The sequence below is a fragment of the Tepidibacillus sp. LV47 genome, from assembly GCF_048381575.1.
In the GTDB taxonomy this organism is placed as follows: domain Bacteria; phylum Bacillota; class Bacilli; order Tepidibacillales; family Tepidibacillaceae; genus Tepidibacillus.
In genome coordinates, this window is the sequence record NZ_JBLWIF010000001.1 from 453,090 (window position 1) to 466,428 (window position 13,339).

At 32.9% G+C, this 13,339-nt stretch carries 9 protein-coding genes, 1 pseudogene and 1 riboswitch; all 10 genes and pseudogenes read right to left on the reverse strand.

All coding sequences use genetic code 11. The annotated features are described in order from the left end of the window. Window positions 1-38: 38 nt before the first annotated feature. Window positions 39-995, reverse strand: coding sequence for a mannose-6-phosphate isomerase, class I (manA, locus tag ACMW72_RS02235; RefSeq protein WP_418367195.1), 957 nt, complete (start codon window positions 993-995; stop codon window positions 39-41). Between the two features lie 56 nt (window positions 996-1,051). Further along, a pseudogene (locus ACMW72_RS02240) lies at window positions 1,052-2,907 on the reverse strand (fructose-specific PTS transporter subunit EIIC). A gap of 120 nt (window positions 2,908-3,027) precedes the next feature. Continuing rightward, window positions 3,028-4,905: a BglG family transcription antiterminator gene (locus ACMW72_RS02245; protein WP_418367196.1), complete on the reverse strand. Its 1,878-nt coding sequence runs from the start codon at window positions 4,903-4,905 to the stop codon at window positions 3,028-3,030. A 250-nt stretch (window positions 4,906-5,155) separates the two neighbouring features. After that, complete coding sequence (locus ACMW72_RS02250) at window positions 5,156-5,401, reverse strand: hypothetical protein (protein WP_418367197.1); 246 nt, start codon at window positions 5,399-5,401, stop codon at window positions 5,156-5,158. Between the two features lie 206 nt (window positions 5,402-5,607). Then, window positions 5,608-6,684 carry a response regulator gene (locus tag ACMW72_RS02255; RefSeq protein WP_418367198.1) on the reverse strand — a complete coding sequence of 359 codons (1,077 nt, stop codon included), beginning with the start codon at window positions 6,682-6,684 and terminating at the stop codon, window positions 5,608-5,610. Window positions 6,685-6,698: 14 nt separating this feature from the next. Next, entirely contained in the window at window positions 6,699-7,754 is a 1,056-nt protein-coding gene (locus ACMW72_RS02260) for an HD domain-containing phosphohydrolase (protein ID WP_418367199.1), read from the reverse strand. Between the two features lie 34 nt (window positions 7,755-7,788). Next, the gene (locus ACMW72_RS02265) at window positions 7,789-9,348 is read right to left on the reverse strand and encodes a sensor histidine kinase (RefSeq protein ID WP_418367200.1); all 1,560 of its coding nucleotides are present in this window, start codon (window positions 9,346-9,348) and stop codon (window positions 7,789-7,791) included. 107 nt (window positions 9,349-9,455) lie between these two features. Next, window positions 9,456-11,750, reverse strand: a complete 2,295-nt coding sequence (locus ACMW72_RS02270; protein WP_418367201.1) for an ATP-binding protein — start codon at window positions 11,748-11,750, stop codon at window positions 9,456-9,458. Window positions 11,751-11,799: 49 nt separating this feature from the next. Next, window positions 11,800-12,501, reverse strand: a complete 702-nt coding sequence (locus tag ACMW72_RS02275) for a DUF3307 domain-containing protein (RefSeq protein ID WP_418367202.1) — start codon at window positions 12,499-12,501, stop codon at window positions 11,800-11,802. Between the two features lie 98 nt (window positions 12,502-12,599). Then, a complete protein-coding gene (locus ACMW72_RS02280; RefSeq protein WP_418367203.1) occupies window positions 12,600-12,998 on the reverse strand; it encodes a hypothetical protein in 399 nt (132 codons plus the stop codon). Between the two features lie 161 nt (window positions 12,999-13,159). Beyond that, window positions 13,160-13,246: riboswitch (cyclic di-GMP riboswitch) on the reverse strand. Between the last annotated feature and the right edge of the window lie 93 nt (window positions 13,247-13,339).

The following is a 13,339-nucleotide window of genomic DNA, read 5'->3' on the forward strand; positions in this document are numbered from 1 at the left end:
TTAAACAATGATTGAATGCAAAAATAATCCTGTTTATTCTAGTAAGAAACAATTAGTTCTACCTCTCCTCTGATTTCATATTCACCAAATTGATAAGGCAAAATGAAATGATCACCTTTTGTAAAGGGATAATTCTTCTCTCCTTTGCTGATATACCCATTTCCCTTTAGAACGCTGAAAAGCATAAAAGATTGGTTTTGCGTCTTTCTTGCTTCTCTTTGAACCTCCCATTTTTCCACCGTAAAAATTTGATTGGAGATAAATGTTGTGATTTTAATCGCATCTTCTTCTATCTCTTTTGGTTGGAAAACAGGATCTTGATGGGGCACGGTAATCACATCAATTGCCTTGTCCAAATGCAATTCACGAAGCCTTCCTTTATCATCCCTTCGATCATAATCATAGATGCGATAAGTAGTATCTGAGCTTTGCTGAATCTCAATGACAACAGTTCCTTTTGTCAACGCATGAACCGTACCACTAGGAACGTAGATAAAATCACCCGAATGAATGGGAATCTTACGTAAAAACTTGTTCCACTCTTTCCTTTCGATCATTTCAATGAGTTCTTGCTTGTTTTTTGCGTGATGGCCATATATAAGCTTTGCATCTTGGGGGCAATCAATAACATACCAACATTCTGTTTTTCCAAATTCTCCGTTTTCATGTACGTTAGCATATTGATCATTAGGATGAACTTGAACAGACAAATCATCGTTAGCATCTAAAATTTTAATTAAAAGAGGAAATTTTTCATCTTTTAAATAACCAAAAAGTTCCCTATGTGCTTGATATAAATCTCCTAAGATCATTCCTTGAAACGCACCGTTTTTGACTATACTTTGTCCATTGGGATGAGCAGAAATGGCCCAACATTCTCCAGTTTTGCTGCTTGGAATGTCATAGCCAAACATGGTTTTTAATTTGGTTCCTCCCCAAATCCTTTCTTTAAAAACAGGCTGCAAAAAAATTGGTTCTAAAAGAGACTTATCCATAGAAGTACTCCTTTCGATTTCATTTTCATTTTAACAAAAAAAGGGGAGAGCTCCCCTTAGATTTGTTCCAACAGATCCATAATCTCTTCTTTTGTTTCGGCATGTAATAATTGTTCCCGAAATTCATCGTCAATTAATTTTCTAGACAACATTTGCAGGATCTTTAGATGCTCATCTCCTGCATTTGTCTTTGGAACACCAATTAAAAAGATGAGTTTTGCTTTTGTGTCATCGAAGCTATCCCAATCCACACCTATCATCTTTTTGCCAAAAACTACGGTAGGTTTTTTTATAGCATCAGATTTTCCATGGGGAATGGCAATATGAAAACCAATCCCCGTTGTCCCTTCTTTTTCTCGCTGAAAAACAGCTTCAGCAAATTGATCTTTATCGTTTAGAAGTCTTTTTTCGTCAAGTAATGACACCATTTCTAGGATAACTTCTTCTTTTGTCTCACCGTTTACATTTAATAGAATAAGATCTTCTGTAATAAGTTCTGTGATTTTCAAGCTTTTCACTCCTCAACGTTCTTTTTCAGACTATTTACCATAAACGCAGTCACTATGGCACCAACAATAATGGAAACAAAGAACATCAACGAGTTATCGACTGCACCTAATACGGCAACAATCGGACCTCCATGGGGAACATGATCTGCAACTTTAGTTACCATGGCAATAACAGCACCAACCATGGAGCCTACCATAATACTTGGGATCACGCGCAAAGGATCTTTTGCCGCAAAAGGAATAGCTCCTTCTGTAATTCCGACTAAACCCATTGCAAGGGCAGCCTTTCCCGCCTCTAATTCTTCCTTTTCATATTTCTTTTTCTTTAACAGGGTTGCCAATCCCATTCCAAGAGGTGGAACAGCAATAGCAACAGCAATTGGCCCCATAATATAAGGATTTCCTTGGGCAATCATAGCTGAACCAAATAGAAATGCCACTTTATTAACTGGGCCACCCATATCAAACGCAATCATTGCCCCTAAAATTAATGCTAAGATAATGGAACTTGCCCCTTGCATTCCATTTAACCATTGGGTGAGACCTTCCATGACTCCCGCAATGGGTTTACCAAGAATAGCGATGAAAATAAAGGCAACAAGGATCGTTGTAAGTAAGGGAATAACCAGAATGGGCATAATCGGTTGAATCATTTTTGGTACTTTCCAAGATTTGATCCATTTAACAACATATCCCGCAATAAAACCAGCGACAATTCCACCGATAAATCCAGCGCCTGCTGTACTACCATAAAAACTTCCCGTTGCTGCGATATAGCCCCCAACCATACCTGGAGCAAGACCAGGACGATCAGCAATACTTACTGCGATGAATCCAGATAAAATAGGCACCATAAACATAAACCCTGTAGCTCCAACATTAAGAATAGAATTCCAAATAGAGCCTTCCGGAATCTGTAGTCCTTTTGCAGTAGGTTCTCCTCCAATTGCAAGAGATAAAGCGATAAGTAAACCACCAATGACGACAAAAGGAATCATATAAGAAACTCCGTTCATTAAATGACGGTAAATAGGGTTTTGTTTTGCTTTTCTTTCATTTTTAAACTCCTCAACGGATTTCAATTTTTTACCATAAACTTCAACTTCACCATTTATAAATCGTTGAATGAGACCTTCTGGATTTTTAATAGCCTCAGCAACAGCAACCTCGATCAATTTTTTGCCTTCAAATCGTTTTTTATCCACCGTTTTATCAGCGGCGATAATAATCCCGTCTGCTTGTTTAATTTCTTCTTCTGTTAATTCATTTTCTACACCAATGGAACCTTGTGTTTCTACTTTGATTTCCACACCCATTTCTTCTGCTGTTTTCGCTAATTTTTCAGCAGCCATATAGGTGTGAGCGATTCCATTTGGACATGAAGTCACAGCAAGTAGTTTCATTTATACCCCTCCTATTTTTTGATGTAAGATGTTGTTGAAAACGTTTTCCTAATTCTTTTATACATCAAAAAAACAGGAAATAAGGACAATCTTTTTCCGGAATATACGGTAAAATCCAATTTAAAAAAAGTTTAGAAAATCTTCTGCCGTTTTTGCGCTTTTTAAACGTTTTAGATCTTCTTCGTTTTCAACAAGGGAAGCAATTTCGTGAAAAAGGGATTGGATTTGTTCTGTTTTTCCTAATTTTGTCGCCAGCATAAAGACCAATTTAACTTTTTCCCCATTCCAATTGACTCCCTCTTTTAATCTTCCCACTGCGATCACTGATTGGAAAACCTCATTTGGATCTCCGTGAGGAATGGCCATTTCCCCGCCAACAAAAGTTGAGCCAATTTGCTCTCTTTGGATTGCACTTTCTTTGTAGTTTGAAGTCACAAACCCTTTTTTTATCAATTGATCTGCCAAATATTCAATAATTTTTTCGGGAGTTTGTTCTTCCATCTGTAAAAAAAGAAGTTCTTTTTGAATGAACCTTTTTAAGGTAGAATATTTAGAAAGTTTGTTTTTATCTAATTGTAAGAGAAATTGTTCCAACTTCCTTTGCTCTGATTCAGATAATAGGGGACTTATCGTTATAATTGGCAGATCCATATGCGTTATGGGAACAGTGCTTATGATCAGATCAGGTTCCTTCACTTTTATCTTTTTTTGTAAATTGGAAACGGAAACAGCATCTACAATCTCCAAAAAATTAAATTTTCTTTCTAATTTTGTTTTTAATAATTGGGACATGCCTATGCCCATATGGCAGGCAATGATTGCTTTTTTTCTTTTTCCATTTTTCTGTTTGAGCCTTTCTAATGAAGCTTGAAAATGCAAAACGATGAAAGCGATTTCATCCTCAGGAATGTATAACTTGATTTTTTTCTCAATAGCAGATAAGACAGATAAAATTACCTCAAACATGTAACGATACATTTTTTTAATATCATGAAGCATGGGATTTGTAAGGGGCAAACGATATTTGATTCGGTTTAAAGCCGATTGCAAATGAAAAGCTAATCCCATAAATAATTCCCTGTCATTCAAAAAATTTTCTCCTGTCAGCTTTGCCACTTCTTCAATTAAAGATTTCGTAAATTGCAGGGTAATGGGATTGAGCCTGTTAATCCCTCCTTCTTTTTCCAATCCCTCGTAACGGATTTTTGCACCTGCGAGATGGGAAGCAATATAAGCAATTTCTGAAGGGGGAAAATCAACAACGAAGGACTTTTTTAAACATTCAGCTAATTCTTTGGCAAAGGGATATTCCTTCAACTTATAAATGTTGTTTAATTCTGTTTCCTCCATTTTTATGGTTTTTCCTAGTTTCATTCGCTTAATGACAAGCATAATATGAAGAGTGAGTTGTTCTAAAGCCTCATCGGTGAAAGAAAAAGGAAATGATTCTTCCAAGTTTGCAAGTTGATTTTTTACGAATGCAATTTCATAGGGTTCAAAAGAAGTCTCATCGATAATATTAGCTAAAGCAATCCGCTGTTCCCGTTCTTCTCCTTCTACTTTCACGCCAGCTTTTCTCTTTCGCATCAGATGCATACCGAAACGATGGAGCCATTTTTCAATATACTCCAAGTCTTCCCTAATCATCGCTTTACTCACATGAAAGTTTTTGGTTAAATCTTGAATGGTTATCTCTTTGTTGTGTAAAAGCAGTATTTTGATTATTTCTTTTTTTCTTTCATCATCAGTTAAAATATTCTCTTTTCCAATTTCATTTAGAATTCTTTTTCTTTCATCCTCATTTGCCAACAAATAAACACCGTAGTTTGGTTTTCTTATTAATTGAACTTCATATTTTGCAAGCCAGCGATCGATTTCTTTAAAATCGTTTCTAATGGTTTTTTCGGAACAGTGGTGAGTCTTTGCTAAATCTACTACAGAGACATAACGATCCTGTTTTAAAAGAAATATAAGGAGTTGTTTTTGCCTTTCGTTCATTCATTGCCTCCTTTCTTTGTTTTTAGGTATCACGTACAATCTTAATTTATTTTTGCTAGATTTTTCAATAGTAATCCCTATTCAATCGAAAGGGAATGAACATAGAAGGTTAAGCTTTGCTTCCAAGCCTTCTTGTGCTTTTACTTTTTCCTTATAGAAGGATATGAATCACTTTTATGTAATAAAAAAAGGTACCTCTCGTCTCACTTAAGACATCGGTACCTACATTTCATTTCAAGTTTGCATTCCGCTATACCCTTGTGAAAAACTTCTTTTTCATCACTTCAATCTCAGTTTCATGCTTGAATTGACGATTGGCAAGAAGTTCTAAACTAGCCTCGATACGATCTAAGCGTTCATTAATATTCTTGATGTCTCTTTTAATTTCTGAGACTTCACCTTTAATCCCTGTGATCTCTTCTCTCATTTCCTGTTGAAAACCTTTAATTTGCTTTTGAATGGCATAGATCCCTTCAAAAAGCTTGTCCAAATCCATTTCAACACCGCCCTTAAACTTAATCACTCTATTATATCACGAAACGCAATTGCACCATAATCTATTTTACTCATCTAATTCTAGTAACCCTTTTTTAATCGCAAATTTCACTAATTGTTGACGGATGGACTGAGATTTCTTAGACAAATTGTGGTACATCTGTTAGTTGATGAATATGGTTTATCTATACTGGCCAAATACAAGTATTAAGCTTTTTTAATAATGAATTGTAATTTCGTATATATATTCCCCTTGGTTTCATATACAGTAAACGATCCATTTAAACTTTTAGATATTTGTTCCAAAAACGAACGAATGATGTTCATATCATCTAAAATATTTTGGCTTTGATCATTTAAACTTTTATTGATGATGTCTGGTTCTTTTAACATAACCATTGAAAAAAAATCTAACCTTAGTGTTTGATGCAAATCTTCTATAGTCAAAGTAACCGGTAGTTCATTTGCAATATGATATTTAAGTAAATATCTATAAAAAGCAAATAAAATAAAGGTTAATAGTTTATAATTCCCTTGACATCTAAAATCACTCTTTCCTTCTAGCCTTATTTTGAGATGTTTAGTTTGGTCTTCGGTAGAAAAATAGTGATTTAATTCATTAACAAATTTATTTATATCAAAATCCATATTCTTGCTTGGTAGCGTTGTGACATAACCTCGATATAAACCTTCATAAATCTCTATCATATTAACAAATTTACTTTGTTGACCTATTTCCTCTATAGCTTTTTGTTTGATGTTTCTTAAAACATAGGTTCCAATCTCATCAATTTTCATTATATTTTCATGAAAAAGATCATATCGATTTCTAGTTAATTCAATAATTCTGCGATAAGAATCATTTTTTCTTTTTAAATCTTCACTCAATAAATCCTTCTTTTTCATTAAATTAAAGTATTCTATTGCTTCTCTAATAGTTGGAATCAAATCTTTGTCCAAATCCCATGGTTTTGTTATAAATTTATAAATATCTCCTTGATTAACCGCAGCTAAAACTTGAGGTAATTGGGTATAGCCGGAAAGAACAATTCTAATGATGTGGGGATGGGATTCTTTTACTTTCTTAAGTAAATCCAACCCATTTATCTCGGGCATTCTCATATCAGTGACAATAACACTAATATCCTCCTGATCTAATAATTTAAAAGCCTCCTTAGCATTATCGACGAACAAACATCTATAATTTTCGTCTATCAGCCCTCTTTTTAAAGAGTTTAATACGTTTACATCATCATCCACAAATAATACAGTATTTTGTTCCACAGTTTAACACCTTCCTACAAATACCCGATTTTGCAAAGAGGAAATTTTTTTTCATTTAACAATCCTTCTATAAACGTGTTAACAATATTCTCATCAAATTGCTTTCCAATTCCATTTTGTAAAATCTCAAGCACTTTTTTTTGTGACATTTCTTTCCGATAATTACGATCAGAAATCATAGCATCATAAGCATCAGCAACTGAAAGGATTTTAGATTCAAATAATATTTCGTCACCTGTTAGACCTAGGGGATATCCTAGACCATCAATTCTTTCATGGTGTTGAAGAACGACTTCTACAACTTCTTTCATAAAATCAATTTCATTTAAAATATATGAACTTATCAACGGGTGATATTTCATTTCTGTATATTCTTCTTCACTTAGTTTACCAGGTTTGAATAATATTTTATCCCTAATTGCTATTTTACCTATGTCATGAAACAAACCTGCATATTGAAGTGTCAATTTTTGCTTGTTGGACAGATTTAATAAGTCTGCAATATATAATGAATAACATGCTACATTTTTGGAATGTGTGAATAGTTTCATATCCCTTGCTTGCATTATTCTAAGTAAAGTATTTTTAACCTGCCTATTTGTTTTGCTAAGTTTATTTCTTAATTGGTGCACAATATTTTCATATTCTTTATTCTTTGATAACAACAGATTTAAGGCCGTATCTTTCTGATCCATTCTTTGTTTATAATCAATCGACTCTTCTATTATTTTTACAAGATCATCATTTTGCCATGGCTTTGATATATATCGGTAGATAGAACCTTCATTGATAGCGGAAATGACTACATCAAGATCAGCGTAACCTGTAATTAATATCGTAACCGTATTATGAGACACTTTTTTTGAATACTTTAATATGTCGATCCCTGATACTTTCGGCATTCTCTGATCCGATATAACAAGATCAAATTTATGGGTATCCAATAAATCATAAGCTTGTTCAGGATAGGTTGTAGAATATATATTATAATTTAAATTATCCAAAACACGCTTAATAGAATTAATCACACTGATCTCGTCATCAACTAAAAGGATCTTATATTTTCTCAATTGATCTCACCTACTTTTTCATTAGTTAACTCTATTAGATTGAGTTAACATTTTGACGAATAGGGAGTCTAATAATGAATTTAGTTCCCACTCCTTTCGTACTTTCAACAGATATTGTCCCATGATGTTTATTTACGATAATATCATAGGCAATACTTAGTCCTAACCCTGTCCCTTCCCCTATAGGTTTCGTTGTGAAAAAAGGATTAAATATTGAAGATATGTTTTTTTCCTCTATTCCTATTCCATTATCCTCTATCTCACAATACACATATCCATCTTCATAAAATGTTCGGATTTTTATCAAACCAATCTCTTTAGATTGTTTCTCTCTAATCGCATAGACGGCATTTAATAATAAATTGAGCAATACTTGATTAATCTCTCCTCCTATGGCATGAATGATCGGTATCTCTCCTAGATATTCTTCAACTTTTGCATGGTATTTTAATTCATTTCTCGCAACAACTACTGTACTTTTTATTCCTTCATTTAAATCATAATCTTCAAAGGTATCGAATTGCCCCTTTCTGGAGAATACCCTTAACCCTTTTATTATTTCATTTAATCGTTTGATTCCTTCATGTGAATCTCTAAATAATTCTTCTAAATCTTCGTTAATAAATGAAATATTGTTTTCCCGTTCAATCCTTTCAACTTCTTTTTTGATTAAATTGATATTCTCTAGTTGCACATCTACATTTAAACTATTCTTTAACGCCTGATAGGCTTCGATCACTTTTTTATATTTATAAAAATATTTCTCTAACACATCGAAGTTACTTTTAATAAAACCTAAAAGATTATTGATTTCATGAGCGATCCCAGCTGCTAACTGTCCGATCGCTGCGTGTTCCTCTTGATAAATAAGTTGAGATTGAAATTCTTTTAATTCTTCGATTTTCTGTTTTAATTCGAAGTCAATGCTTTTTAATTTCTCTTCCATCATCTTTCTAATTGTAACATCCTCAATCTCAGCAATGTAGTGGGTAATCTTATTCTCTTCATTTTTGATAGAGGAGATCGATACATACCCCCAAAATGATTCTCCATTTTTTTTCTTAATTTGTAATTCACCTTTCCAATCCTGACTAAGCGAAATTAGATCACGTAATTCCTTAGGAGAACCTATACCATCTATTTCAAAAAGATGAAAAGTACTATAATGTTTGCCTAACATTTCTTCATATGTATGTCCTGTTAGTTGGGTACATCTTGGGTTTACGTATTCTATATTTCCGTATTCATCCATAATCATAATACTAGTTGAACTCTGCTCAATTACCTTATATAACTTTTTAAGTTCTAATTCATCTTTTTTTAGTTTAAAACTATTTTTATAAATGAGCTGAAAAATAAATAACGAGCTAAATATAAGAGCAATTAGGTCTTTAAAATAATGAAAAGTTAAAATAGATTGTATCGTATGATCATTCTTAGATTGAAGTATAACGTTTGATAGCAAAAGGTAAATGCAAACTATTGCAAAATATATAAAAGTAATTTTAAATGAACCTTTTTTCTCCTTTCTATCGCTTGCTGGAAGTCCATTGCTAAAACTGATCGATTTATTTCGATTATTCAGTTTAATCATAAGCCCCACCTTTAATGCGCTATTATCGAAAGATTCTGGGTTATTTCGGTAGATTTGCCAAAAGATATCGTAATTTTTACTCCCCTAGATGATTCCTATGATGTTTATTAATCAAATACAGAATTCTTGCTTTTAATAGGCAGTTTTACAACAAATTTAGTTCCAATTCCTTCTTTACTTTCTACAAATATTTCCCCTTGATGTTTGTTTACAACGATATCATAGGAAATACTTAATCCTAAACCTGTTCCTGTTCCAACAGGCTTTGTAGTAAAAAACGGTTCAAAGATTCTATTAATAAGCTCTTCTTTTATTCCAATCCCATTATCTTCTATTTCAAAGCAAACATATTCCTCTTTCTGATAAGTTTTAATGGTAATGATCCCTTCATTACCATCCTCTTTTATTTCTATCGCATATGCTGCATTCAGAATTAAATTTAAAATCACTTGATTGATTTCGGCACCATTGGCAATAATATTAGGAATATCTGCCAGGTCTTCATAGATCATCGTATTATTGTTAATTCTACTCTTTGCCATAATTAATGCTGTTTTAATTCCTTCATTAAGATTATAATCACTGAATTCATCTAACTGATCAATACTTGAAAAAGATCTTAATGCATTTACTATATTTTTAATCCGTTCTAATCCTTCATTTGTATCATTTAAAAGTTCAAAAAGATCATCCATAACAAAGGCAATTTTGTGTTTTTTTTCATACTCCAGGATATCAGTCATTTTTCTTTCTATGTTCTCAGTTTGAAGTTCTGAGAAATTTAGCAAAACATCTTTATACTTTAGCAAAAGTTCCTTAATTTTTAATGCATATTTATTTAATGTATGATTATTACTTATGATGTAGCCTAAGGGGTTATTGATTTCATGAGCGATTCCTGCTGCTAATTGACCGATTCCAGCCATTTTTTCTTTTTGAATTAATTGGGATTGTGCCTCATTTAACTTCTTAAGGGTTTTCTGAAGCATTATATTTTGTTCTTCTATTTTTTTATAAAGTAACTTTTTCTCAGTAACATCCTCTCTTACTGATATAAAATATTTAATTGATCCGTCTTGATCCTTTAATGAGGAAACAGACGTCGATTCCCAATATAACTCTCCATTCTTTTTCTTATTGTAAAATTCACCAAACCATTCCTTACCAGAGAGTATCGTTTTCCAAAAAGCATCGTAAAATTCTTTTGGATGAATTCCTGATTTAAGGATACTTACATTTTTCCCTATCACTTCTTTATAGGTATAGCCACTTAATTGCGTAAATTTTGGATTAACGTATTGAATGTACCCATTTACATCTGTAATAATGACAGACGAAGGGCTATGCTCAATAGCACTAAGCAACTTATTAATCTCTTCATCAGCTTTTTTTCTTTTTGTGATTTCATCAGATATCGTTAATCTATTTTGTTCTAATAATTCTTCCATGTTTTTGTAGATCATGCTGTTTTCTATAGCGACTGCTGCTTGACCTGCCAAAGAATAAATCATCATCTCATCTTTGTCACTAAACGAAATTACCTTGTCAGCTTCCATTTTATTAATAAGTTGTATCACGCCTAATACACGATTTTGATGGTCTTTCATAGGTACCGTAAGGATTGACTTTGTTCTATAACCAGTAACTTGATCAAAAGCAGAATTAAACTGGTATTCAACATCACTAGGCAAATCATAAGCATCATCAATACGTAACGGTTGTCCGGTGATGACAGCATATCCGGAAATTCCGTGTTTTGTAATCGGAAACGTTTTTGATTCTAAATTTATCTTCAGACTATTATTTTTCGCTAATACAAACTTTAATAGTTTGTTTTTGGCATTTCTTTCATAAACAGACCATTCTAAGTTTTCTTGATCCACAACGATATAGATCGTTCCGGCATCAGCAGAAGTCATTTCTATTGATGAATCCATGATTAGATTTAGTAGCTTGTTAATATCCTTCTCAGCAGACAATTCTTTCCCAATACTATAGAACCGTTGTACTTCCCTTTCTAAGGAATCTAATTTTTGTTGACGCGTTAGATCATTTTTAAGCTTATAAAGAAATTTTCTCACTGCAAACTCATTCTTACATTCAAGGATATCGTAAAGGAAAGATCCCATTGAAATCAGATCTATACTATCTTTATATAAACCAATCGTTACGTATTGAGGCTTTTGTAGAACGTGGAATAGCTGCTCATTCATTTGATTTAAGAATGTATGATCCATAAAGATTATCGTATAATCCGACCCTTGGTTTAAACGCAATTCCGTTTCCAATTGGATTAAATCTGTAATAAGAACTACTGGTTTAAATTCTTCTTTGATTACTTCCAATAAAACCTCGTACTTTTTTATTGATTCTACACAGATGATTGTTCTCAAATTCGTCAACAAAATTGCACCTCATTCCTAAGTAGGGGCTCTTAGTGAAAAGTATATCTTAAAAACGAATGATAGTTAATAAACACAAAAAACCGATTATAGATATCAATACATCCATGGAAAGTTTTGCTATAAAATAGTTTAGGCTCATCCATTTACGCCAGCTAGTATTATAATAAATAATTAACCCTATGATCATAGCCAATAACCCGATTAAAGAATATTTAGAAAATGAAAAGCTTAGATAAAAAATAAAGAAAGAAAGAACCCTTGTTAATTCGCCAACACTCTTTTCATTTCCATTAAAAAATTTTTTCTGATTTGCAGGAAAAATAGCTTTAAGTATAAACTGAATCAAAATTGCGGAAAAAGATGAAACAAAGACCAGAATAATAAGAAACTTGATGATTTGTACATCAATAAGCAAAGGTGGAGAAATTTTAACAATTATGGTGGATAACCAATATAGAATCATGATGTGCACGACTTGATCGAAAATAAAATAGAGTAGTGACCCTAAAGAACTCTTAATGGATATTTTTGATTTAAATGAGTCGATAAAAAAATGGAGAATCCCGTTTAATAACACAATTCCTATCATGTAAAAATTCCAAGGAAATAGAAGAAACAAGATGCAAATCGTAATAATTGATACATGAAGTAGATTCCATTTCCAATCTTTTAGTTTATTTTCTGCAATTTTACCGGTTTGAAATGTAAAATCACCTAGCAGGTGGCCTAATAGTAAGTAATAGAACACATCATTTACCCCTCTGTCTTATTTTAATATGCGAATACATACTTTAAAAGATAGATGAAAACCCTCTTTAAATTTAAGAGGGTTTTCATGGATGATTATCAGTAAAAAGCATAACGTGAAAAATGCTCAGCTAGAATTTGTTGTTTCTTAACATGAACCTCAATATTTTCCCCTGTTGCCTGATCGTAAAGAAGTCCATCGTATTTATCGATGCGAATATGAACCTTTTTAAAGAAATTTGGTGTGTCTGGGGCAAATTCAACATATCCTACCCCATTCTCAGCATAAACCTTTACTTCAAAGGTAGCTGGCAGCTTCGCTGGATCGATAAAATCTTTTTTAAACTCAACATTGATAAAGCCAACTTGGTATCTGCCACCATCTTCTGTTACCGTAATCGTATCCGTATAAATCACTGGTTTATTCTCAGCTGCGACAACTGGTATGCTGGAAAGCAAGAGTACAAGTGTCATGATGACAAACATGATCCTTTTCATGCTTCTCACCTCCTTTCGACCCTTATCGCTAAAAGAAAAGGCACCTATGTGAACAAGCCATAGGCGCCAAGATGATTTGCTTATTAGGCAAATCAATGAATAACTCGAGTCATGCTATTTAAAACGAACAAACGTTAAGCACAACCCTAGTTAACTTATGTTTCGGCAACCTGGCAATCATAGAATAAACATTCCTTAGACCCATGGCTTTGCGTCCTTACCTTTCGATAAGTTTGCTATTATCGACATAATATTAAGTTTTTTACAAAAAACGACAAAATCGTTTCAATTCTTATCAATACCGTATATAATTAGATTTGGAATGATTTACTAATTTTCTT

Excerpts from the sequence above, each read along its gene's own strand:
- ACMW72_RS02265 (WP_418367200.1), bottom strand. The coding sequence starts at position 9,348 with ATGATTAAACTGAATAATCGAAATAAATCGATCAGTTTTAGCAATGGA.
- ACMW72_RS02250 (WP_418367197.1), bottom strand. The coding sequence starts at position 5,401 with ATGGATTTGGACAAGCTTTTTGAAGGGATCTATGCCATTCAAAAGCAA.
- manA (WP_418367195.1), bottom strand. The coding sequence starts at position 995 with ATGGATAAGTCTCTTTTAGAACCAATTTTTTTGCAGCCTGTTTTTAAA.
- ACMW72_RS02245 (WP_418367196.1), bottom strand. The coding sequence starts at position 4,905 with ATGAACGAAAGGCAAAAACAACTCCTTATATTTCTTTTAAAACAGGAT.
- ACMW72_RS02280 (WP_418367203.1), bottom strand. The coding sequence starts at position 12,998 with ATGAAAAGGATCATGTTTGTCATCATGACACTTGTACTCTTGCTTTCC.